Annotated in this window: 18 protein-coding genes and 1 pseudogene; 7 read left to right on the plus strand and 12 right to left on the minus strand. The window is 70.9% G+C overall.

The window, feature by feature from the left end; translation table 11 throughout:
• Positions 1-13: 13 nt before the first annotated feature.
• Positions 14-1,240: a diaminopimelate decarboxylase gene (gene lysA / locus NS331_RS22580; protein ID WP_082702708.1), complete on the plus strand. Its 1,227-nt coding sequence runs from the start codon at positions 14-16 to the stop codon at positions 1,238-1,240.
• Between the two features lie 41 nt (positions 1,241-1,281).
• On the opposite strand, the gene msrQ is transcribed toward lysA, so the two are convergent.
• The 5 genes from msrQ to NS331_RS22605 form a co-directional block, all read right to left on the minus strand.
• The gene (gene msrQ, locus NS331_RS22585) at positions 1,282-1,956 is read right to left on the minus strand and encodes a protein-methionine-sulfoxide reductase heme-binding subunit MsrQ (RefSeq protein WP_058644187.1); all 675 of its coding nucleotides are present in this window, start codon (positions 1,954-1,956) and stop codon (positions 1,282-1,284) included.
• Positions 1,956-2,957, minus strand: coding sequence for a protein-methionine-sulfoxide reductase catalytic subunit MsrP (gene msrP / locus NS331_RS22590; RefSeq protein ID WP_058644188.1), 1,002 nt, complete (start codon positions 2,955-2,957; stop codon positions 1,956-1,958). The genes msrQ and msrP overlap by 1 nt, the downstream gene beginning before the upstream one ends.
• A gap of 164 nt (positions 2,958-3,121) precedes the next feature.
• Complete coding sequence (gene ccsB / locus NS331_RS22595) at positions 3,122-4,453, minus strand: c-type cytochrome biogenesis protein CcsB (RefSeq protein WP_058644189.1); 1,332 nt, start codon at positions 4,451-4,453, stop codon at positions 3,122-3,124.
• Positions 4,450-6,633, minus strand: a complete 2,184-nt coding sequence (locus NS331_RS22600) for a cytochrome c biogenesis protein ResB (RefSeq protein ID WP_058644190.1) — start codon at positions 6,631-6,633, stop codon at positions 4,450-4,452. Before NS331_RS22600 ends, ccsB begins: the two co-directional genes overlap by 4 nt.
• Positions 6,634-6,772: 139 nt before the next feature.
• Positions 6,773-7,432, minus strand: coding sequence for a c-type cytochrome (locus NS331_RS22605; protein WP_058644191.1), 660 nt, complete (start codon positions 7,430-7,432; stop codon positions 6,773-6,775).
• Positions 7,433-7,694: 262 nt separating this feature from the next.
• Between NS331_RS22605 and yihA the strand changes: the two genes are divergently transcribed.
• The gene (gene yihA / locus NS331_RS22610) at positions 7,695-8,306 is read left to right on the plus strand and encodes a ribosome biogenesis GTP-binding protein YihA/YsxC (protein ID WP_058644192.1); all 612 of its coding nucleotides are present in this window, start codon (positions 7,695-7,697) and stop codon (positions 8,304-8,306) included.
• 55 nt (positions 8,307-8,361) lie between these two features.
• A complete protein-coding gene (locus NS331_RS22615; protein WP_058644193.1) occupies positions 8,362-9,267 on the plus strand; it encodes an alpha/beta fold hydrolase in 906 nt (301 codons plus the stop codon).
• A 144-nt stretch (positions 9,268-9,411) separates the two neighbouring features.
• Here the strand turns inward: NS331_RS22615 and NS331_RS22620 are convergent, their stop codons facing one another.
• Together NS331_RS22620 and NS331_RS22625 are read right to left on the minus strand one after the other, a co-directional pair.
• A complete protein-coding gene (locus tag NS331_RS22620) occupies positions 9,412-10,287 on the minus strand; it encodes an LpxL/LpxP family acyltransferase (RefSeq protein WP_058644194.1) in 876 nt (291 codons plus the stop codon).
• Positions 10,284-11,156 (minus strand): lysophospholipid acyltransferase family protein, encoded by an 873-nt coding sequence (locus NS331_RS22625; protein WP_058644195.1) that lies wholly within the window; start codon positions 11,154-11,156, stop codon positions 10,284-10,286. The genes NS331_RS22620 and NS331_RS22625 overlap by 4 nt, the downstream gene beginning before the upstream one ends.
• A gap of 206 nt (positions 11,157-11,362) precedes the next feature.
• Here NS331_RS22625 and metK point away from each other — a divergent pair, with 206 nt between their 5' ends.
• A complete protein-coding gene (metK, locus tag NS331_RS22630) occupies positions 11,363-12,544 on the plus strand; it encodes a methionine adenosyltransferase (protein ID WP_058644196.1) in 1,182 nt (393 codons plus the stop codon).
• 831 nt (positions 12,545-13,375) lie between these two features.
• Here the strand turns inward: metK and NS331_RS22635 are convergent.
• The 4 genes from NS331_RS22635 to NS331_RS22650 all read right to left on the minus strand — a co-directional run bounded on the left by NS331_RS22635 (position 13,376) and on the right by NS331_RS22650 (position 19,005).
• Positions 13,376-14,380 carry a Bug family tripartite tricarboxylate transporter substrate binding protein gene (locus NS331_RS22635; RefSeq protein ID WP_058644197.1) on the minus strand — a complete coding sequence of 335 codons (1,005 nt, stop codon included), beginning with the start codon at positions 14,378-14,380 and terminating at the stop codon, positions 13,376-13,378.
• Positions 14,377-16,044: a hydantoinase B/oxoprolinase family protein gene (locus NS331_RS22640; RefSeq protein WP_058644198.1), complete on the minus strand. Its 1,668-nt coding sequence runs from the start codon at positions 16,042-16,044 to the stop codon at positions 14,377-14,379. Before NS331_RS22640 ends, NS331_RS22635 begins: the two co-directional genes overlap by 4 nt.
• An 85-nt stretch (positions 16,045-16,129) precedes the next feature.
• Complete coding sequence (locus tag NS331_RS22645; RefSeq protein WP_242873861.1) at positions 16,130-17,770, minus strand: hydantoinase/oxoprolinase family protein; 1,641 nt, start codon at positions 17,768-17,770, stop codon at positions 16,130-16,132.
• Positions 17,767-19,005, minus strand: coding sequence for an NAD(P)/FAD-dependent oxidoreductase (locus tag NS331_RS22650; RefSeq protein WP_058644199.1), 1,239 nt, complete (start codon positions 19,003-19,005; stop codon positions 17,767-17,769). The genes NS331_RS22645 and NS331_RS22650 overlap by 4 nt, the downstream gene beginning before the upstream one ends.
• A 105-nt stretch (positions 19,006-19,110) precedes the next feature.
• Between NS331_RS22650 and NS331_RS22655 the strand changes: the two genes are divergently transcribed.
• On the plus strand, positions 19,111-20,031 hold the full coding sequence (locus NS331_RS22655; protein ID WP_153013004.1) for a LysR family transcriptional regulator: 921 nt from the start codon (positions 19,111-19,113) through the stop codon (positions 20,029-20,031).
• A gap of 34 nt (positions 20,032-20,065) precedes the next feature.
• Here NS331_RS22655 and NS331_RS22660 read toward each other — a convergent pair whose 3' ends face one another.
• Entirely contained in the window at positions 20,066-20,797 is a 732-nt protein-coding gene (locus tag NS331_RS22660) for a GntR family transcriptional regulator (RefSeq protein ID WP_058644200.1), read from the minus strand.
• 282 nt (positions 20,798-21,079) lie between these two features.
• On the opposite strand from NS331_RS22660, the gene NS331_RS22665 reads away from it, so the two are divergent.
• Both NS331_RS22665 and NS331_RS22670 read left to right on the plus strand, forming a co-directional pair.
• Positions 21,080-22,420, plus strand: coding sequence for an aromatic ring-hydroxylating dioxygenase subunit alpha (locus NS331_RS22665; RefSeq protein WP_058644201.1), 1,341 nt, complete (start codon positions 21,080-21,082; stop codon positions 22,418-22,420).
• A 5-nt stretch (positions 22,421-22,425) separates the two neighbouring features.
• Positions 22,426-23,048: pseudogene (locus NS331_RS22670) on the plus strand (glutamine synthetase); the annotation flags it as partial.

A 23,048-nucleotide genomic window follows, 5' to 3' on the forward strand; every position in this document is an offset into this window, starting at 1 on the left:
CCGCGCCGAGGGCGTGCTGCGCGTCGAACAGGCCGACCTGCAGGCGCTGGCGCGCGCGCACGGCACGCCGCTGTTCGTCTATTCCAGGCAATGGATGCTCGATGCCCTGGCCGCCTACCGCCGAGGCTTCGAAGGCCGCGAGGCCCTGGTGTGCTATGCGCTCAAGGCCAATTCCTCGCTGGGCGTGCTGCGCGTCTTCGCCGAGGCCGGCTGCGGCTTCGACATCGTCTCCGGCGGCGAACTGGCGCGGGCGCTGGCCGCCGGCGTCGAACCGGGCAAGATCATCTTCTCGGGCGTCGGCAAGACCCGCGCCGAGATGCGCCAGGCGCTGGACGCCGGCATCGCCTGCTTCAACGTCGAGAGCGAGGCCGAGCTCGACGTGCTGAGCGACGTGGCCGTGGCCGCAGGCCAGCGCGCCCCGGTCAGCCTGCGCATCAACCCCAACGTCGACGCCAAGACGCATCCCTACATCTCCACCGGCCTCAAGGGCAACAAGTTCGGCATCGCGCACGACCGGGCCGTGGCGGTCTACCGGCATGCCGCCTCGCTGCCGGGCCTGTCGGTAGTGGGCATCGACTGCCACATCGGCTCGCAGATCACCGAAGCCTCGCCCTACCTGGACGCGCTGGACCGCATCCTCGACCTGGTGGAGGCCATCGAAGCGCAGGGCATCCGCCTGCAGCACCTGGACTTCGGCGGCGGCCTGGGCATCGACTACAACGGCGACACGCCGCCGGCCGCCGATGCACTGTGGCGCCAGTTGCTGGCCCGGCTGGACGCCCGCGGCTTCGGCGACCGCAAGCTGGTCATCGAGCCCGGCCGTTCGCTGGTCGGCAATGCCGGCGTGTGCCTGACCGAAGTGCTCTACACCAAGCCCGGCGAAGAAAAGAACTTCTGCATCGTCGATGCGGCCATGAACGACCTGCCGCGCCCGGCCATGTACGAGGCCTTCCACCGCATCGAGCCGGTGGTGCTCAAGGCGGACGCCGAGCCGGTGCGCTACGACGTGGTCGGCCCGGTGTGCGAAAGCGGCGACTGGCTGGGCCGCGACCGCGACCTGGCGGTGCAGTCCGGCGACCTGCTGGCGGTGCTGTCGGCGGGCGCGTACTGCATGAGCATGGCCAGCAACTACAACACCCGCGGCCGTGCCGCCGAGGTGCTGGTCAGCGGCGCCGAGGCCAGGTTGATCCGCCGCCGCGAGACGGTGGAAGACCAGCTGCGCGCAGAGCAGTTGCCCTGAACGGCGAAGGCGGCCGAGGCCGCCTTCTTTCTTTCATCACGCTAGCGCGTGGCGCTTCGTCGGCGCGCGGCGACCGCATGCCACACACGCCAGCCCAGCAACAGCGCGATGACGACGGCGTAAATGCCGACCTCGCCGAAATTGTTCTTGCCGGCGCGGATCCAGAAGAAGTGCAGCAGCCCCAGGCCGATGCACACGTAGACCAGTTGGTGCAGCCGCTGCCAGCGCTTGCCGCCCAGGGCCTTGATCGCGCGGTTGAAGGACGTGGCGGCCAGCAGCGTCAGCAGCACGAAGGCCGCGAAGCCCACCAGGATGAAGGGCCGCTTGGGAATGTCGGCCACGATGGCGGGCAGGTCGAAGCCCATGTCGAACCAGGCGTAGCACAGCAGGTGCACCACCACGTAGAAGTAGGCGAACAGGCCCAGCATGCGGCGCCAGCGGGCCAGGGCCGTGAGGTGGGCCATCACCCGCAGCGGCGTCACCGCCAGCACGATGCACAGGAAGCGCAGCGCCCAGTCACCCGTGGCGCGCAGCAGGTGTTCGGCCGGGTTGGCCCCCAGCTGGTCCGCCACCGCGCCGTAGAGCAGCCAGGCGAAAGGCAGCAGGCACAGCACGAAAAGCAGCGGCTTGGCCGCGGGATGCAGGAGCAGCCGGTTGAGGGCGTTGCCGCCGGCCGGCCGGCTGCCAGGCGCGCGCAGGGGCGGGGCGAGCGCCATCAGTAGAACTTCTTCAGGTCCATGCCGGCGTACAGCTGGCCGACCTGCGCCTCGTAGCCGTTGAACAGCAGCGTCTTGCGCCGCTTGGCGAACAGGCCGCCAGGCTCGCCGATGCGGCGCTCGGTGGCCTGGCTCCAGCGCGGATGGTCCACGTCCGGGTTCACGTTGGAATAGAAGCCGTATTCGTTGGCCGCCGCCTTGTTCCAGGCCGTGCCCGGCTCCTTTTCGACGAAGCGGATCTTGACGATGGACTTGGCGGACTTGAAGCCGTATTTCCACGGCACCACGATGCGCACCGGCGCGCCATTCTGGTTGGGCAGCACCTCGCCGTACATGCCGAAGGTCAGCAACGTGAGCGGATGCATGGCCTCGTCCATGCGCAGGCCTTCCGCATACGGCCAGTCGAGCACGCGGGAGCCGACGAAGGGCATGGTCTTGGGGTCGGCCAGCGTCACGAACTCCACGTACTTGGCGTTGCCCTGCGGCTCGACGCGCTTGATCAGCTCGGCCAGCGAATAGCCGACCCAGGGAATCACCATCGACCAGCCTTCGACGCAGCGCAGGCGGTAGACGCGCTCTTCCTGCGCCGACAGCTTGATCAGGTCTTCGATGCCGTACGTGCCCGGCTTCTTGACCAGGCCCTCGACCTCCACCGTCCACGGCCGGGTCTTGAGGGTGTGGGCGTTCTTGGCCGGATCGGCCTTGTCGGTGCCGAACTCGTAGAAGTTGTTGTAGGTGGTCGCGTCCTTGTAGTCGGTGACCTTCTCCATGACCTGCGCGCCCGGCACGTTGGACTTGGCCCCGGGCAGCGGCGCCAGCTTGCCGCCGGCGTTCTGGGTCTGCGCCATCGCCTCGCGGCCGGCCCAGCCGGCCAGGGCCGCACCGGCGGCGCCGGTGGCCATCAGGCGCAGCAGGTCGCGGCGCTGCTCGTAGACCGCGCGGGGCGTGATTTCGCTGGAGATGGGATGAACGAGGCCGTCATCGCGGGAACGGATCAGCATGGGGGCCCTTTCGCAGGCGTAGAGACACGGATGGACAGAGGGAAGTTCGGTGTCCCCGTCCATTTGGTTACGCAGGCGGGCCCGACCTGGATGTCAGTCTGCCCCAAAATCCCTGCCCCCGCCGCGGTTGGGGCCGCGCCGGCGCGCGGGCCGGCGGGCATGGCCTACAGCGTGCCGTAGCTGTGCAGGCCCGACAGGAACATGTTGACGCCCAGGAAGGCGAAGGTGGTCACGGCCAGGCCCGCCAGCGCCCACCACGAGGCCACCATGCCGCGCAGCCCCTTGACCAGCCGCATGTGCAGCCAGGCCGCGTAGTTGAGCCAGACGATCAGTGCCCAGGTCTCCTTCGGGTCCCAGCTCCAGTAGCCGCCCCAGGCATCGGCGGCCCAGAGCGCGCCCAGCACCGTGGCGATGGTGAAGAAGGCGAAGCCGACAGCGATGGCCTTGTACATCACGTCGTCGAGCACCTCGAAGGCCGGCAGGCGGGCGGCGATGCGGCGGCGGCCGAGCAGGATGCCGGCCGCGATCAGCGCCGAGATGAGCGCGTAGCCCACCCAGTAGCTGCCGCCGGCCTCGGCCACGCCGCGCTGGCGGAAGGCGATGGGCACGAAGCACAGGGCCGCGCCGAGCAGCCAGATGGGCGTCAGCCGCCACCAGCGGGTCTCGGCCGCCTGCTGCTTGATGAGGTAGGCGAAGGCCACCATGGCAGCCAGCGAGAAAGTGCCGTAGCCGATGAAGTTGGCCGGCACGTGCAGCTTCATCCACCAGCTCTGCAGGGCCGGCACCAGCGGCTGGATCTCGTGCGCGCCGCGCACCAGCGTGTACCAGAGCAGGAAGCCCACCGCCGCACTGACCACCAGCATCACGAAGGCGCCCAGCGCGCGCGTGCCGTAGCGCTCCTCGTAGTAGAGGTAGAAGGCCGTCGTCATCCAGCAGAAGAGCACGAAGACCTCGTAGAGGTTGCTCACCGGGATGTGGCCGATGTCGGGGCCGATCTGGTGGCTCTCGTACCAGCGCACCATGGTGCCGATCAGCGCCATGGTCACGGCCGCCCAGGCCAGGCGCGAGCCGATGCGCTCCATGGCGTCGGACTGGCTCTTCGCGAAGAAGCCGAGCCAGTAGAAGACCGTGCTCATGAAGAAGAGCACGCTCATCCACAGAATGGCCGACTGGCTGGAGAGGAAGTACTTGAGCCAGAACACGGCGTCGGCCCGTGCCAGGTCGCCCTGGTAGCTCACGATGGCCAGCACCGAGGCCGCGGCCACCACCACGCCCAGGCGCTGCAGCGGCCGCCAGAACCAGCCCAGCCACACCATGGCCGGCAGCGTGCCGACCAGGATGGCCTTTTCGTAGACATCCATGGCGCCGTGGTAGCGCGCCAGCGCAAAGAGCCCGCCCGCCAGCACGAAGGCGGCGAACAGCCAGTCGGCCAGGCTGCGGCGGGAGAACCAGCCTTCGTTGAGGCTCAGCGTGGTGGTGCTGGTAACGGTGTTCATCGGGATGGGGTCTCCGCGGAAGAAGGCGCATCGGCCGGGGGCAGGCCCAGCAGGCGTTCGCGCAGGCGGTGGAATTCCTTGTCGGTGTCCAGGCCGCGGCGGTTGACCGACAGGGCCATCACGGCATCGGCGCCGGCGCCATCGGCACGCGGGGCCAGCCACACCCACAGCCGCCGCTCGCGGACGTAGAGCATGGCAAAAATGCCCACGATCAGCAACAGGCAGCCCAGGTACACCACGTTCTTGCCCGGCGCGCGCGCCACCTGGAAGACGCTGGCCTGTACCTGCGTGAAGTCGGTGAGCATGAGCGCCACCGGCGCCGGGTAGAAGGCCGCGTCGCTCAGCGACAGCACGGCCTGCGTGAGCCAGGCCTGCGACTTGGCGTCGCGCGGCAGCGGCGCCTCGCCGGCCTGCGTGCGGCTCAGGTTGAGCAGCTCGAACAGCACGTCGTTGACCACGCGCACCAGGATCTGCCCGGCCCGCTCGCGCTCGGCCTCCGGCACCTGCTGGTCGATGAATTCGGCGATGGCCTGCCAGCCGGAGGCGTTGCGCCCGTCGGCACGCGCCTTGCCCGCCTGCAGCTGCTCGGCGCCGGCGAACAGGCCCACGGCCCGCAGCGCCGATTCGCGCAGCTGCTGCGCCTGCTCGGGCCGGCCGGGCCCGATGGCCTGATCGACGTAGCGGGTCACGGCCTGCGCGCGCAGCGCCGGATCCTGCAGGGCCTGCCGCAGACGGACGAAGCCGTCCATGCCCATCTGGTCGTCGGCAGGCACGCGCAGGTACTTGAAGGGCTCGCCGGACTGCTCGCGCACGCCCAGCAGGAAGACCGGCGGGGCGCCCTCTTCCATCACCGTGGGCACCATGTAGTTCTGGTACTCGCGCGCCTGGCCGGCCGCATCGCGCAGCTTGTAGCCGATGCTCGGGCCGATGTTGCGCAGTTCCTTGGGCTGGTCCACCTTGTGGGCCGCACCCAGGCGCGACTCGAGGCTGCCGACCAGGTCGACCTTGCGCACGTCGGCACCGCTGCCGCCATTGGCGCCGGCGAAGTTCTCGACGTTGATCACGCGCAGCGCGGTGTACTCGAGCGTGAGCTTGTCCTGGCCGTTGGTCAGCTCGGTGCTGGTGCCGATGGTGCCCTCGACCTCGAAGGGCTTGGCCGCCGCGCCCATGGGCACGGCGCGCAGCTTCACGCGCGAGCCGCCGTCGTCGAAGCTGGACTGGTAGATCGCCACGCCCTTCCAGCTGGCCGGGTGGTTGACCTCGATGCGGGCCGTCTTTGTCTCGCCGCTCGCGCGGTCGTGCAGCACCACCTCGCTCGCGAAGAGCTTGGGCATGCCCGTCGCGTAGTAGTCGACGATGAACTTCTTGAGCTCGATGGCGAAGGGCAGTTCCTGCAGCAGCACGCCGTCGGCCTGGTTGAGGATGGCCACCGAGGACTGCCCGCCCTCGGGCACCAGGATGTTGCCGCGGAAGGTCGGGTTGGTTGGGGCCAGGCGGTGCTGCGCCGGCACGTCGGCGATCATGCCGCCGCCGGTGTAGACCGACTTGCCGCCCAGCCAGGTCTGCGCGCGCACGATCAGGTCGCCGTCGAGCAGGCCGCCCAGGCAGATCAGCACGATGGCCCCGTGGGCCGCGATGTAGCCCAGCTTGTTGGCGCCGCCGGCGCGGGCCGCCACCATCCAGCCCGTGGCCGCACCGGCCACCTCGCGCTTCTGCAGCTTGACCTTCCAGCCGCCGCCCACCAGTTGCTGGCCGATGCGGTTGGCGGCGGCGTCGGGCGTCTCGGCCAGCACGGTCTCGGCGCGCAGGCCGAAGGCCTTGAGGCCCTGCACGCGCAGGTCTTCCCTGTAGCTGCGCAGGTCGGCCACGATGCGCGGCGTGTTGCGGGCGATGCACAGCGAGGTGCTGACGACCAGAAAGGCCAGGATCAGCAGGAACCACCAGGCGCTGTAGATGGTGTCCAGCCGTGCGCTGCGGAACACCTGCGCCCAGAAGGGGCCGAACTGGTTGATGTAGTTGTTGATCGGCTCCTGCTGCTTGAGCACGGTGCCGATGACCGACGCGATGCAGATCACCGTCAGCAGCGCGATGGCGAAGCGCATCGACGACAGCAGCTCCACGGCGGCGCGCAGGGCCTGCGAGCCGGTCCGGAGGCGAAGGCCGTGGGTGGAGACGCTCATGGGGGACGGGATCGGAACGAAGAGGCAGTAAAAAAGGCGGGCGATCCCCGGGGAGATCGGCCCGCCCTTGTGAGTGGAATTGTCGGCGGTTGGTTCTGCGGCGGTGTGACGGGCGGGCGCGAAGGCCCGCGGCCCGGGGTCAGCGCAGGCCGGCGATGTAGTCGGCCACGGCCTTGATCTCGCGGTCGTTCATCTTGGCGGCCACGCCGGTCATCTGCGGGCTGTTGGCGCGGATGCCGTCGCGGAAGGCCTTGAGCTGGCCCTCGGTGTAGTCGGCATGCTGACCGCCCAGGCGCGGGTACTGCGCCGGAATGCCGGCGCCGGTGGGGCTGTGGCAGCCGGCGCAGGCGGGCACCTGGCGGTCGGCGATGCCGCCGCGGTAGATGCGCTCGCCGAGCACGACCAGGTCCTTCTCCTTGGCGAAGCCGGGCTTGATGGTCTTGCTGCCGAGGAACCAGGCGATGTCGCGCATGTCCTGCTCGCTCAGGTGGGCCACCATCGGCTGCATGATGGCGCTCTTGCGCTTGCCGGACTTGAACTCGGTCAGCTGCTTGAGGATGTATTCGGGATGCTGCTGCGCCAGCTTGGGATTGGCGGCCACGGCGGAATTGCCGTCGGCGTTGTGGCAGGAAGCGCAGGACACGCCATTGGGCGGGGCCGTGGTGAAGAGGGTGTCGCCCTTGGCCGGATCCGGCTTGGCGGGCTTGGCCGCGGCGGCCGGCGCATCCGCCGCGATGGCCGTTCCCCCCAGAACGGTCCCCAGCACGGCAGCAAGCAGATAAGACGCAAACAACTTCATATCGTGGGCTTCACTTGTACGCTGACGGGCGCAAAACCGGGCAATTCTACAATCGCACCCCCTTTTCACGGCCTCCTTGAGAACCCTGTACCGAATGGATCAAACTTTTCCGCCCCCTCCTGCGGATGACGCGGCCGATGCCGCAGCGGCACCCGCCAGCGGCCCGGCGGAGAACGCCGGTCCCCCCGCGTCCGCCACGCCTGCCGCATCGCATGCCGCGCCCACCGCTGCACTCAGCCCTTCGGAGCGGGCCCGCCTCGCCATGGGCTGGATGCACACCGCGCACTTCCTGCTCAGCTCGCCGCGGCTGGACACCCTGCCGCCGCTGGGCCTGCCCGAGATCGCCTTCGTCGGCCGCTCCAACGCCGGCAAGTCCACCGCCATCAACACGCTGACGCAGCAGAAGCGCCTGGCCTTCGCCTCCAAGACGCCCGGCCGCACGCAGCACATCAACCTGTTCGGCGTGGGCAAGGGCCAGGTGGACGACGCCGTGCTGGCCGACCTGCCCGGCTACGGCTATGCCGCCGTGCCGCGCGAGGCCAAGCTGCGCTGGCAGCGGGTGATGGGCAACTACCTGATGACCCGCGAGCAGCTCGCCGGCGTGGTGCTGATGTGCGACCCGCGCCTGGGCATGACCGAGCTGGACGAGGTGCTGCTGGAAGTGATCCGCCCGCGCGTCGAGCAGGGCCTGCACTTCCTGGTGCTGCTGACCAAGGCCGACAAGCTCACGCGGGCCGAGGCCAACAAGGCGCTGTCGATTGCGCGACTGCAGGCCGGCGGCGGCGAGGTGAGACTGTTCTCCGCCCTCAAGAAGCAGGGTGTGGACGAGGCGGCCGAGATCATCTGGCGCTGGACGCACCCCGACGCCGGCTGACGCGCCCGCCCCGGCCGTGCGCGTCTCCCGGCACCCCCACCAGGAGACACGTGCGATGACCGACATCCAGACCTTCGAGCGCGCGCTGCCGCACGGCATCGTGCTCAGCTGCCGCGCCGCCGGCCAACCTGGCCGGCCGCTGATGCTCTTCCTGCACGGCTTTCCGGAGGCGGCCTTCATCTGGGACCCGCTGCTGGCGCACTTCGCGCGGCCCGAGAACGGCGGCTATCGCTGCGTGGCGCCCAACCTGCGCGGCTTCGAGCGCTCCAGCGCGCCCACCGAGGTCGAGGCCTACCAGGCCCATCGCCTGATGCAGGACCTGCGCGCCCTGGCCGAGAGCGAATCGGCCGGCGGCCGGATCGACACCCTCGTCGCCCACGACTGGGGCGGCGCCTTCGGCTGGGGCATGGCCAATGCGATGCCCGAGCGCGTGGGCCGGCTGGTCATCATCAACTCGCCGCATGCCGGCACCTTCGCGCGCGAGTTGAAGAACAGCCCCGAGCAGCAGGAAGCCAGCGCCTACATGAACTGGCTCGCACGCCCCGGCGCCGAGGCGGTGCTGGCGCGCGACGACTTCGCGCGCCTCTTCGGCATGCTGTCGTCCATGCAGGCCACGGCAGGCAATGCCGACTGGCTGACCGAGGACGTGAAGGCGCAGTACCGCGACGTGTGGTCGCAGGGCCTGGTGGGCGCCTGCAACCTGTACCGCGTCACGCCGCTGAAGCCCGGCGCCGCCATTCCCGACATCCCGCGCGAACGCCTGACGGTGGACATCCCGACCCTGGTGCTCTGGGGCATGGCGGACATCGCCCTGCGCCCGGGCCTGCTCGATGGCCTGGAAGACTACGTGCCCCGACTCGAGATCGAGCGCCTGGAAGGCGCCACGCACTGGGTGGTGCACGAGCAACCCGAACAGGTGATGGCACACATCGGCGCCTTCATCCAGCGCCATCCGGCCTGAGCCGCGGGCTGGGCACGCCATGCGGGCGAGTGGACCAACGCCCGTTCGGGCTGAGCCTGTCGAAGCCGGGCCCCGAATGTCCACGCCCTTCCACAAGCTCAGGGCGAACGGGCTGCCCGACCGCCACGGAATGGAAGCGGCCTTCTAGTACACCGACGGCTCGCCCGGCGGCCGCGTCTTGAAGCGCCGGTGCACCCAGTAATACTGCGCCGGCATCGTGCGGATCCAATCGGCCAGCTGCGCGTTCATGCGTGCCGTGTCCGCGATGGCGTCCTCCGTCGGAAAGTCCTGCCAGGCCGGCAGCACCTCGATCTCGTAGCCGTCCTTCGTCAGCCGCGACAGGACCGGCACCACCTTGGCCCGCGCCAGCCGCGAGAAGCGCGACAGCGAGGGCGTGGTGGCCGCCAGCGTGTGGAAGAAGGGCACGAACTCGGTGTGCGCCGGGCCGAAGTCCATGTCGGGCAGCAGGTACAGGAGGCCGCCGCGGCGCAGGTTGGCCACGATCTGCTTCACGCCGTCCATGCGGTGCAGCACCGTGACGTTGCCGAAGCGGGTGCGGCCCTCGCGGGTCCATTCGTCCATCAACGGGTTGCGCTGCGTGGTGTAGATGGTGGTGGACTGCTTGGGCGTGTGCATGGTCAGCCGCGTGGCGGCGGCGTCCAGCCCATAGAAGTGCGGCGCGAAAAGGATGGTGGGCTGCGTGCCCACGTCGATCTCGTCCAGCGCGCCCTTGAGCGTCACCCGGCGGCGGATGACCTCGGCCGGTGCGTGCCACAGCCAGGCGCGGTCGAACCACGCTTGCGCCACGTAGACGAAGGTCTGGCGCGCGATGCGGCGGCGCTCCTCGGGCGTCTTTTCGGGAAAGCACAGGGCCAGGTTCACGTCCACCACATGGCGGCGCGGCTTGGCCAGCGCATGCAGCACCGGGCCCAGCGCCGCGCCCAGGCCGCGCACCACCGGCAGCGGCAGGTGGGCCAGCGCGCGCATGAAGCCGATGCCCAGGCGGGCCGAAAAACTCATCGGGCCGTCTCCATCTCGGCGCGCGGTGCCTTGTAGCGGGCGTAGTCCCAGACGTACTGTCCGGGCAGGCTCAGGATCAGTTGCTCGATGCCTTGGTTCATGGCGGTGGCGGCCTCTTCGGGGGAGGCCTTGGGATCGGCGAGGGCCGGCGCCTGCAGCGGCTGCAGGCGCACGGCATAGCCGCGGCCATGCGGCAGCCGCTCGCACACGCCCAGGAAGACCTGGGCGCCGGTCAGTTGCGCGAGGCGCGGCACGAGGGTCATGGTGTAGGCCGGCCGGCCGAAGAAGGGCGCCCACACGCCCTGCCCCGCCGGCGGCACCTGGTCGGGCAGGATGCCGGTGTAGCCGCCCTTCTTGAGCGCGCGCATCAGCCCGCGCACGCCCGACACGTCGGTGGGCAGCATGTGCAGGCCGGGCCGGTCGCGCGAGCCTTCCATCAACGCCGCCATCCAGGGCTTGCGCGGCGGGCGGAACAGCGCGGTGATCGGCCCATGGCTGGCCAGGAAGCGCTCGCCCAGGGCCTGGCCCAGCAGTTCCCAGCAGCCCAGGTGCGGCGAGATGACGATGGCGCCGCGGCCCGAGGCCAGCGCGGCGCCCAGGGCCTCGTCGCCCGTCCACTGGCGCACGCGCGGCAGCACGCTCTCGCCCGCGGGGCGGGCCCACAGCCAGGGCAGTTCGGCCGCCATGCGGCCGGCGGCGGCGATGGCCGGGCGCCATTGGGCGGGCGTGAGGCCAGCCTGCGCCGCGTTCTCGCGGAAGCGCCGCCGGTAGTCCGGCGCCAGGGCCCAGACCGCCCAGCCCAGCAGCCCGCCGAGCGCCTGCATCAGCGGCAGCGGCGCACGGGCGAGCAGACGAAACAACGCGGTCATCGGGTTTGTTCTGACAAAAGGGTGGGTGGCAAACCGACGCGCGGCCCAGCGGGCTGGGACCGGCATGAATAGAATGGAAATTGTCGCCGAGTTACAGGACTACTTGCAGGGCGACGTTAAACCCAACTGCTAAAGCGTTCGCCAGAGACTCCCGAGGGTGCCGGCAAACGCCGGTCCGCATCCTTCTTGCAGGAGTTTTCTCGAACATGGCGAACGACTTTCTCTTCACTTCCGAATCGGTGTCCGAGGGTCATCCGGACAAGGTGGCCGACCAGATCTCGGACGCGATCCTCGATGCCATCTTCGAACAGGACCCGCGCTCGCGCGTGGCCGCCGAGACGCTGACCAACACGGGCCTCGTGGTGCTGGCCGGCGAGATCACCACCAACGCGCACGTCGACTACATCCAGGTCGCGCGCGACACCATCAAGCGCATCGGCTACGACAACACCGACTACGGCATCGATTACAAGGGCTGCGCGGTCATGGTCTGCTACGACAAGCAGTCCAACGACATCGCCCAGGGCGTGGACCATGCCAGCGACGACCACCTGAACACCGGCGCCGGCGACCAGGGGCTGATGTTCGGCTACGCCTGCGACGAGACGCCCGAGCTGATGCCCGCGCCGATCTACTACGCCCACCGCCTGGTGGAGCGACAGGCCCAGCTGCGCAAGGACGGCCGCCTGCCCTTCCTGCGGCCCGACGCCAAGAGCCAGGTGACGATGCGCTACGTGGACGGCAAGCCGCACAGCATCGACACCGTGGTGCTGTCGACGCAGCATCACCCGGACCAGAGCGAGACGCCCACCAAGATGAAGGCCAGCTTCATCGAGGCGGTGATCGAGGAGATCATCAAGCCGGTGCTGCCCAAGGAATGGCTGCAGGAAACGCGCTACCTGATCAACCCGACGGGCCGCTTCGTCATTGGCGGCCCGCAGGGCGACTGCGGCCTGACGGGCCGCAAGATCATCGTGGACACCTACGGCGGCGCCTGCCCGCACGGCGGCGGCGCCTTCTCGGGCAAGGACCCGTCGAAGGTGGACCGCTCGGCCGCCTACGCCGCGCGCTACGTGGCCAAGAACGTGGTGGCCGCGGGCCTGGCGCGCCAGTGCCAGGTGCAGGTGGCCTATGCCATCGGCGTGGCCAAGCCGATGAACATCACGGTCTACACCGAAGGCACGGGCGTGATTTCGGACGACAAGATCGCGGCGCTGGTCAACGAGCATTTCGACCTGCGTCCGAAGGGCATCATCCAGATGCTGGACCTGCTGCGTCCCATCTACGCCAAGACCGCCGCCTACGGCCACTTCGGCCGCGAGGAGCCGGAGTTCACGTGGGAGCGCACGGACAAGGCGGCGGCGCTGAAGGCGGCTGCGGGGCTGTGATTCGGTTCGTCCGCTGAATGGGTGACGGGGCTCTTGGGGGCCCCGTTTTCGTTTGGGTGTCGAGTGGGCCCGTTGTCTCCGCGAGGACGCCCGGCGGGAGCTGCCCCCAGGGCGCGGCCGATGTGCGTGCCCCTCGCTGAACGCTCGGGGTCCCCTGCGGTGCTCGCCTGGCGAGTGCGTGGCGCAACTCGCTGCGCGCTGACGCGCTCCGCTCAAACAAGCGCCACGAGTCAGAAAAGGCCGGTGCGCGATGCTCGCGCACCTCACTCGCCAGGCTGCGCGCCTCGGCACGCCCAACGGCCGCGCCCTGGGGGCCGCTCCCGCCGGGCTTGGGCTTGATCGACGGGTGTTTACCTTGGTCAGCCTCCAAAGGCCCCTTCCACATGCTCGCCCAGTCGGCCAGCCCGTTCACCCTGAGCTCGTCGAAGGCCTTTGACACCCACGTGCCCTGGCTTCGACAAGCTCAGCCAGAACGGCTGTTGGGCGAACTGATCTGCGTTGTCTTCAAGGACGCCAAAGGGAAGCACCACGCCCGATCACCCTGGAGCCGGCCCCGGCCCGCCCGGCCGCCTCGCCCTCAGGATGCGCCGAGGCGCGCAGCCGGATGAGCGAGGCCCGCGGTCCCCGCGGGCCGGTCGTGACTGACTCGCGGCGTTTGTCTGAGCGCAGCGCGAAGCGCGGAGCGAGTTACGCCGCGCGCTCATCCGGCGAGCACCGCAGGTTCCGCGAGCGTTCAGCGAGCGGCGCAGCCTGTGGGCGAGGCGGCCGGGCGGGCCGGGGCCGGCGGGGCCTCCAGCGCACGCAAAGCCGAAGCCGCGTCCGCAACAACGCTCAATCCGCCCGCGCCCCCGAATACTTCACGATCGGCGTCCACTTCTTCACCTCGCCCTCGATCAGCGCCTTGAAGGCCGCTGGCGTCGTGCCCTCGACGATGAAGCCGCGCGAGGCGAAGTACTCGCGCACATCGGGCGAGCGCACCGCCTTGTTCACCTCGGCGCTCAGCTTCTCCACCACCTCGGGCGGCGTGCCTGCGGGCGCGAACAGGCCCTGCCACGACAAGGCCTCGAAGCCCTTGAGGCCGGCCTCGTCCAGCGTCGGCACGTCCGGCAGCATCGGATGGCGCGTCTTCGAGGTGACGGCCAGCGCCCGCAGCTTGCCGGCCTGGATCTGCGGCAGCAGCACCAGCACGTCGCCGAAGGTGGCCTGGATCTGGCCGCTCATCAGGTCGGTGAGCATGCCCGCACTCCCGCGGTAGGGGATGTGGACCATCGACACGCCCGCCGCCTGCTTGTACATCTCGCCCGTCAGGTGCATCGACGTGCCGTTGCCGGCCGAGCCGTAGCTCAGGCCGCCCGGCTTCGACTTGGCCAGGGCCAGGAACTCCTGCGCCGTGCGCACCTTCACCTCCGGGTTCACGGCCAGCACCAGCGGCGCGCTGACGACCATCGAGACGGGTGCGAAGTCCTTCACCACGTCGTAGGGCAGCCTGGCGTAGAGCGCCTGCGCGATGGCATTGCTGCCGGTCACGCCCATCAGCAGCGTGTAGCCGTCCGGCGCGGACTTGGCCACGTAGTCGGCGCCCACGGTGCCGCCGGCACCGGCACGGTTGTCCACCACCACCGGCTGGCCCCAGGCGCTCGCCAGCTTGTCGCCGATGCGGCGCGCCAGCACGTCGGTGCTGCCGCCGGGCGGGAAGGGCACGACGATGTGGATGGGCTTGTTCGGATAGGCGGCCTGCGCCTGGCCCACGGCCGGCATCGGCATGGCCCCGGTCGCCACGGCTGCCATCAGGGCCAGGCCGGCGCGGCGGCGAAGAGAAAGGGACGGTCGGTTCATGGGCACTCCGGGCGTGGGTCGGGATGGAAGGACGTCGATGACGACGACGAAGGGGATGACGGCACGCGGGCCGCCACGTCGGCGGCGCCCCAGCCGCCGCCGCCGGCGGTCTCGATGAGGAGCCGGTCGCCGGCCTGCCAGCGCACCCGGCTGCGCGCCGCCAGCGGCTGCACGCGGCCATCGGCAAGCAGGAGTCGGGCCACGGCGCTGGCGCCCGGGCCACCGCCCTGCGCACCGCGCGCCTGGCTGCGGTGGCGCTCGCCGCGGTAGGCGATCCAGCCTTCGCCGTCGAGCAGCAGGTACTCGCGCCGCACGCCGTCGCCACCGGCCTGCGCGCCCGCACCACCGGAGCCGCGGCGGATGGCGTACTGCAGCACGCGGATGGGCGCTTCGGCCTCGATCACCTCCACCGGCGTGTTGCGCGCATTGCCCACGTCGGTGGAGACGCCGGCGCGGCCCGGCGCGCTCGCGCTGGCGCCCGCGCCGCTGGCGACGATCTCGGTGAACATCCAGCGCCGGCCATCGGTGCGCGTGCCGCTGAGCGCGAGCACCGTGGCCACGCCCGCATGCGGGGCCACGCCCTCGCCTTGCGTGCCCGTGGCCTGGGCCCAGGCACCGAGGATGGCGTTGCAGGCCAGCTTGACGGTGGCCGTGCGGGCATTGACGGCCGCCGGCCAGTCGGGATTGACCACGCTGCCCGGCGGCAGCCGCAAGGTGAGCGGCACCAGGCAGCCCGCGTTGTTGGGCGCCTGCGGCGCCAGCGTGCGCATGAAGAACAGGGCGGCCGACAGCATCGCGGCGGCGGAGGCGTTGAGCGGCCCACGCACCTGGGGCGCGCTGCCCGCGAAGTCGACGGTGACCGCGCCGCCCTGCTTGTGCAGGCGCACGGCGATGGCCACCGGCGCGGCATCGTCGCCGGCGCCATCGAGCGCGTCGTGCCAGTGCCATTCGCCGTCGGGCACGGCCGCCAGGGCGGCGCGCGTCATGTCGGCGGACTGGGCGAGCAGCGCCTCGCACACGGCCGGGAACCGTTCGCCGGTGTGGCGCGCGATCTGCCGCAGCTCCCGCGCGCCCTGGGCCAGCGCGGTCCATTGCGCGTCCAGATCGCCGCGCAGGTTGGCGGGCGTGCGGGTGTTGGCGGCCAGGATGGCGTCGATGTCGGGCAGCACGCCGGCCGCGTCGCGCCAGCGCAGGGGCGGCAGGCGCAGGCCTTCCTGGTGGATCTCGGTGGCATCCGGCGGAATGGAGCCCGGCGCCATGCCGCCCACGTCCTGGTGGTGCAGGCTGGTGGCGGCGATGGCGATCAGCGCCCCGTCGTCGAAGACCGGATGCACGAGCGCGATGTCGGGCAGGTGCGTGCCGCCGGACCAGGGATCGTTGAGCAGGTAGACGTCGCCCGGGGCCATGGTCGTGCCTGGAAAGCGCGCCAGCACGCCGGCCACGGCCGGAATGAGCGAGCCCAGCAGCAGCGGCAGCGAGCGGGCCTGCGCCAGCAGCCGGCCGTCGGGCAGGAACAGCGCCGCCGCGCAGTCGCCGCCCTCGCGGGCGATGGAGGACACGGCGGCGCGCATCATGGCCGCCTGCATGCGGTCGGCCGCGCCCTGCAGCGCCAGGCGCAGAGGCTCCATGCGCAGGGCGATGGCGGGGTCGATGGGCGGGCTCATCGCGCAGCACTCCGCGCGCCAGCTGGCGGATGGGGTTGGAGGCCTTCCGCCCACGCGGGCGCGGCGCGGACGGGAAGCGACGCGCTCATCCCAAGGCCTCCAGCGCCAGAGCGCCGTCGTCCTGGACGCGCCAGTGCCATCCGGCCGGCACCCAGACGGTGGTCATGGGCGCGAAGAGCGCCGCCGGACCTATGCCCTGCGGGGCGATGCCGGCCCAGGCCTCGCCCGTCGTGCGCAGCGGCACCGCGGCCGACGCCTCCGGCCCGCGGACCATGCCCAGCGCCGCCATCACGCCGGCCTGCGGCAGCACGCGCACGGCCTTCATGCCGGCGAGCGTGGCGACCTCGGCCGCATGCTGCGCGCCGCCGCCGCCGACGGCCACCAGCAGCGCGTCGGCCGGGTCCAGGCCGCGCTGGAAGGCATGGGTCTTGAGCGCCTCGGCCATGTGCGCCGCGGCGGCCTGCACCACGGCGTCGGCCGCCCCGGCCAAAGGCAGGCCCAGCGGTCCGGCGACGTCGCGCGCCAGGGCGGCCTCGGCGGCGCGGCGGTCCAGCACCAGCCCACCGGCCAGTTGCGCGGGCAGGCGGTCGAGCACGCACAGCGCATCGCTCAGCGTGGCCAGCAGGCCGCCCTCCCCGTACGCCGCCGGCCCCGGCCACGCCCCCTGCGAGCGCGGGCCGAGACGCAGCGCGCCGCCCGCCAGCACCTGCAGCACGCTGCCGCCGCCGATGGCGATGGAGGCAATGTCCACGCAGCGCTGGCGGATGGGCAGCCCGCCGCATTCCAGCGCCTCGGCGAAGGCCGGCTGGCCGCCGTGCAGCAGGCCGATGTCGGCGCTGGTGCCGCCCACGTCCAGTGTGAGCACGGCGCCGCGGCGGTCGCCGTCGTCCAGGCAGGCCGCGACGCCGCGCAAGGCGGCGCAGGGGCCGGACATGGCCAGCCCGATGGGCCGCGCCGCCAGTTCCTGCCAGGGCTGGACCGTGCCTTCGGAATGCATGAGCATCGGCGCCGGAAGCTGGCGTGCCGACAGGGCCGCGGCCAGCGCCTCGAGGTAGCCGGCGGCCAGCGGCTTGGCATAGGCGTCCAGCGCGGTGGTCAGCCAGCGTTCGAACTCGCGCGGCGCCGGATCGACCTCGTGCGAGAGCGACACGTGCAGTTGCGGCAGGCGCGCCCGCAGCCGTGCACCGACCTGCTGCTCGTGCGCCGGCTGGCGGTGCGCGAACAGCAGGCCCACCGCCACCGCCCGCACGCCCGCGGCGGCGATGGCATCGGCCACCGCATCGAGGGCCTGCAGGTCCAGCGGCTCGACCTCGCGGCCCTCGGCATCGATGCGCCCGCCGATCTCGAAGCGCAGCGGGCGCGGAAAGAGCGCCGCCTCGGGCACGGCCGGTGCGACCACGGGCTCGTACAGCGCACGCCGGTCCTGCCGCGCCAGCACCGGCACGTCGCCGAAGCCGCGCGTCAGCAGCAGCGCGACGGGCGGCTGGTCCAGCTCCAGCAGCAGGTTGGTCACGACGGTGGCGCCGTGCACCACCCGGCCCACCTCGGCCGCTGCGATGCCGGCCTGGGCGCAGAGCCGGTCCAGCGCCTCGACCACCGGCTCGGCCAGCCGCCGGCCCGCGCGCGGATGCTTGAGGGCCACGCTGCGGCCGTCCTCGTGCAGCGCCACCGCATCGACGAAGGTGCCGCCCATGTCCACGCCCAGCGACCAGGGCGCAGCCCTCACCGGAAACGCTCCGCCGAGAAGGGCGCCAGGTCCACCTGCGTGGGCCGGCCGGCCACCAGGTGCGCGATCTCGCGGCCGGTGGTGGCCCCCATGCACATGCCCATGTGGCCATGGCCGAAGGCCAGCCAGGCGTTGTCGGCGCCGCGGGCCGGACCGACCACCGGCAGGCTGTCGGGCAGGCAGGGCCGGTGGCCCATCCAGCGGGTGAAGGCCGAGGTGTCCAGGTGCGGAAAGAGCTGCCGGCCCTGCGCCAGCAGGGCGTCGGCGCGGGCCATGTCGGGCGGCGCGGCCAGGCCGGCGAATTCCACCGTGCCCGCCAGCCGCAGGCCGACGGCCATGGGGTTGACCATGAGGTTGTGCTCCACCGCCATCACGGTGTGGCGCAACTGCAGGTTGGAACTCTGCACCGTCACGTGGTAGCCGCGCTGGGTCTCCAGCATCACCGGGCTGCCCAGCGCGGCGGCCAGCCGGCCGGACCAGGCGCCGGCCGCCACCACCACGCCGTCGACCGCCAGCGGATCGCCCTCGTCCAGGCGCAGGGCCGTGACCCGCGTGCCCTGGCGCTCGAAGCCGCTGGCACGGCGGCGAAGGTGCGTGGCGCCGCCGGCCAGGCAGCGGCGGTACAGCGCCTTGACCAGCGCCGACGGGTCGGTGGTGGAGCCGTTCTCCGGTGCGAGGATGCCGAAGCGGAAGCGGCCCTTCAGGTCGGGCTCCAGCGCCTCCAGCTCGTCCTGCGCCACGTCGCGCAGCTGCACGCCCAGCGAGCGGCGCAGTTGCATGCCCCAGGCCCACTGGGCCGCCGTCTCGCGCGAAGAAAAGACATAGAGGCAGCCGCTGCGCCGCACCAGGGGCTGCGCCTCGGCATGGGCCAGCAGCGGGGCATAGCTGTCGAAGATGGGCGCCAGCAGGCTGCGCAGCGCGGTGGCGATGCGCGTGACCTCGTCGCGCGAGGAATGCCGCAGCATGCGCAGCAGCCAGGGCAGCACCACCGGCGCATAGGCCCAGCGCACCGTCAGCGGCCCCAGCGGGTCGAGCAGCCAGCGCGGCACCTTCTTCCACATGCCCGGCATGCCGACCGGCAGGCAGGCGCTGGGCGAGAGCGAGCCGGCATTGCCGAAGGAGCAGGCCTCGCCCGCCTCCAGCGGGTCAATGAAGGTGATGCGGTGGCTGTCGCGCTGCAGCCAGGCGGCGGTGCAGACGCCCACGATTCCGGTTCCGATGACGGCGATGTGCATGGGGCGGCATTCTGGAAAGGCGGCGGGACATCAGGCCAGCCAATTCTTTTCATGGGCTCATCAAGAGTTCTGATAATCGCCCTCGCCCTCCGTCTTGCACATCCCATGCTGGTGCAGCCTTCCTCCTCCAACCTCCAGGCCCTGAGCCTGCGGCAGATGCGCGCCTTCGCCGCCGTCGCCCGCGCGGGCAGCTTCACGGCGGCGGCGCGGCAGGTCAACCTGACCCAGTCGGCGGTCAGCATGCTGGTGCAGCAGCTGGAAGAGACGCTGGGCCTGCAGCTCTTCGACCGTGGCCAGCGGGTGACGCTGACCGAGGCCGGCCGCCAGCTGCTGCCGCTGGCGCGCCGCATTCTGGACGACCTGCAGCAGATGGTCGAGGGCGCGTCGGACCTGCGCTCGCTGCGCACCGGGCTGCTGCGCGTGGTGGCGCCGCAGATGCTGGCCTGCACCTGGGTGGCCGCCGTGCTGGGCACGTTCGAGGCGGCCCATCCCGAGGTGGGCCTGCGCATGGCCGATGCCACCGCCGACGAGGTGGTGGGCATCGTTCGCCGCGGCGAGGCCGAACTGGGCGTGGGTCCCGAGCGACCCACCGGGGAAGACGTGGCGCGCACCTTCCTGATGGACGTCCCGATCCGCCTGGTCTGCCCCGTGGGCCATCCCCTGGCCCAGCGCAAGGCGGTGGCCTGGGACGAGCTGCGCTACGAACGCTGGGTGATCTATTCGAGCGAGTTCAACCGCCATCTGGAGCGGCGCCTGCAGGCGCACGATGCGTCGCTGTCGCTGCAGACCGCCGCCGAGGTGGAATACCTGACGACCGCCCTGGCCCTGGTCGGCGTGGGCACAGGGCTGGCCGCCGTGCCCGACTATGCGCGGCTGTTCGCCGGCAACTTCGGCCTGCGCTTCATCGAACTGCAGGGGCCGGAGATGCACCGGCCCTACTACCTCTACCAGCGCCGGGGGCTGGCGCTGTCGCAGCCGGCGCTGGCCTTCGTGGGCCTGCTGCTGAAGCACGCGGCGGGGGGCTGACACTCCCCATGCCGCTTCGCGGCTACCCGATCATCTACTTGCGCCCGCCAGCCACGAGGCGCATGCCCGGCATCAGCTGCGCGGCCAGGTCGGGCCGCTCCAGCGCGTAGTCCAGGTTCATGCGGGCGATCTCCACATGTTCCTCGCCCAGCGCCTGCGCGCGCGAGCCCTGGCCGCGCTCGATGGCCTGCACGAGGGCGTGGTGGGTGCGGTGCGCCTGGCGCATCCACTGCTGGCCCTCTTCCATCGAGGACTGCATCGGCAGCATGGCGCTGGGCGCGGCGAAGGGTTGGCTGGCCAGCATGTCCAGGGTTCGCAGCACCGCCGCATTGCCGCAGCCTTCGAGGATCAGGCGGTGGAAGCGGTCGTTCATCTCCACGTAGGCGGCGTAGTCGTCCAGCTCCATGGTGGGCTTGTTGACGGCGCGATCGCCTTCGTCGAGGCAGTCGTGCAGCTGGCGCAGCAGCTGGCGCGAGGCGCCGTCCTCGGCCAGCAGGCGGGCCGCGAAACCCTCGATCACGCCGCGCACGCGGATGGCGTCGGCGATCTCGCGCGAGGTGAAGGCGCGCATCTGGTAGCCGCCCGAGGGCGAGGGCTCGATCAGCCCCTCGTGCTCCAGGCTGGCCAGGGCCAGGCGCACCGGCGTGCGCGAGGCGCCGAGCCGCTCGGAGAGCGGGATCTCCGCCAGGCGCTCGCCCGGGCCGAATTCGCCCTTGAGGATCATGTCCCGGAGCTGGACGAGCACGCGTGATTGTTGGGAGTCCATGGCGCAGTTCCAAAGCTGCAGCGGATTCTAGGCGCCGGCGTGCAGCGGCATGCCCCGGCTCTGCGCTGGCGCACATGTTGCATGCAGATCGGCTGCGGCTTCGTCGACCTCCTCTACGCCCGGCCGTGGTGCATTCCTTCTCGCCAGCCTCACCAACAGAGGGAATACCGATAGAGCGACCGGCAGCAGGACCGCACATCCACCATTGACGGAACACACAGCACGCCGCGACACTGCATGCAATTGCATACAACGATGTGCAAACCCTCGATGGAGTAGCCCATGATCACCCAGGAACAGAACGACTTCATGACCCGCGTCGCCCCCGGCAAGCCGGCGGGCGAACTGCTGCGGCGCTACTGGCAGCCCGTGGCCCTGCATGAAGAGCTGGACGGCCCGCGCCCGCTCAAGGCGGTCAAGCTGATGGGCCAGGACTTCGTGCTGTTCCGCGACGAGACCGGCCGTCTCGGCCTGCTCGACCGCGACTGCCCACACCGCGGTGCCGACCTCGCCTTCGGACGGCTGGAGGACGGCGGCCTGCGCTGCCCCTTCCATGGCTGGCTGTTCGACGCCACGGGCCAGTGCCTGGAGACGCCTGCCGAGCCGGTGGGCAGCAAGATGTGCACGCGCATCAAACAGGGCGCATATCCGGTGGTGGAGCGCTCCGGCATCGTCTTCGCGTACATCGGCCCGGGCGAGCCGCCGGCCTTCCCGGAATTCGACTGCTTCGTCGCGCCGGGCACGCACACCTTCGCCTTCAAGGGGCTGTGGGAATGCAACTGGCTGCAGGCGCTGGAGGTCGGCATGGACCCGGCCCATGCCTCCTTCCTGCACCGCTTCTTCGAGGACGAGGACACGTCCGAAAGCTACGGCAAGCAGTTCCGCGGCGCCTCGGCCGATTCCGACCTGCCCATCACCAAGGTGCTGCGCGAATACGACCGGCCCGAGATCGCCGTCGAGCCCACCGAATACGGCATGCGCCTGACCACGCTGCGCAAGCTCGATGAAAGCGCCACGCACGTGCGCGTCACCAACGTGATGTTCCCGCAGGCCTTCGTCATTCCCATGAGTGCGGAGATGACCATCACCCAGTGGCACGTGCCGGTGGACGACACCCACACCTACTGGTACGCCATCTTCACCAGCTTCACCGGCCCGGTGGACAAGCAGCAGATGCGCGAGCAGCGCCTGGCCACCATCGAGCTGCCCGACTACGTCTCGCGCCGCAACAAGTCCAACCAGTACGGCTATGACGTGCAGGAGCAGGCCAGCCAGACCTTCACCGGCATGGGCATGGACATCAACGTGCACGACCAGTGGGCCTGCGAATCGCAGGGCCCCATCCAAGACCGCAGCCGCGAGCACCTGGGCGCCACCGACAAGGGCATCATCACCTTCCGCCGCATGCTGGTGCGCGCCATCGAGAGCGTGCAGCGCGGCGAGCGGGAGGCGCCGCTGCTCATCGGCGCCGACCAGGCCGCCGCCTTCAGCGGCCCGCCCTCCATCGACGGCGTGAACGACCGCGGCAGCGACAACGACGCCTACTGGCGCGAGGCCGACCGCGAGCGCCGCCTCAAGAGCAGCTGGGCCGCCGCCCGGCTGAACAACGGCCAGGCGGGCTGAACGCCATGGCGAGCTTCGTGGACCGCCACGGCCTGTGGACCGACGAGCAGGCCCGCCAGGCCGCCGAGCTGGACCGGCGCTTGGCCAGCGGCGAGGTGGAGGTGGTGCGCTTCGCCTGGCCCGACCAGCACGGCCTGCTGCGCGGCAAGACCCTGGTGGCCAGCGAGGCGCGCAGCGCGCTGCGCGGCGGCGTGAACCTCACCACCACCCTGCTGGCCAAGGACACCTCGCACAAGACGGTGTTCCCGGTGTTCAGCGCCGGCGGCGGTTTTGCGCTGCCCGGACTGCAGGGCGGCGCCGATTTCACCCTGGTGGCCGACCCCGGCACCTTCCGCATCCTGCCCTGGGCCAAGAAGACCGGCTGGGTGCTGTGCGATGCCTACATGGCCGACGGCAGCCCCTGCCCCTTCGCCACGCGGCGCATCCTGCAGAAGGCGGTGGATGAACTCGGCCGCGAGGGCCTGGACTTCGTCGCCGGGCTGGAAGTGGAGTTCCATGTCTTCCAGCTCGACGACGCGCGCATGGGCCTGGCCGACTCGGGCCAGCCCGGCGAGCCGCCGCGCGTGTCGCTGCTGTCGCACGGCCACCAGTACCTCACCGAGTTGCGCTACGACCGCGTCGACGCGGT

Source organism: Pseudacidovorax intermedius, assembly GCF_001476815.1.
Classification (GTDB): domain Bacteria; phylum Pseudomonadota; class Gammaproteobacteria; order Burkholderiales; family Burkholderiaceae_C; genus Xenophilus; species Xenophilus intermedius_A.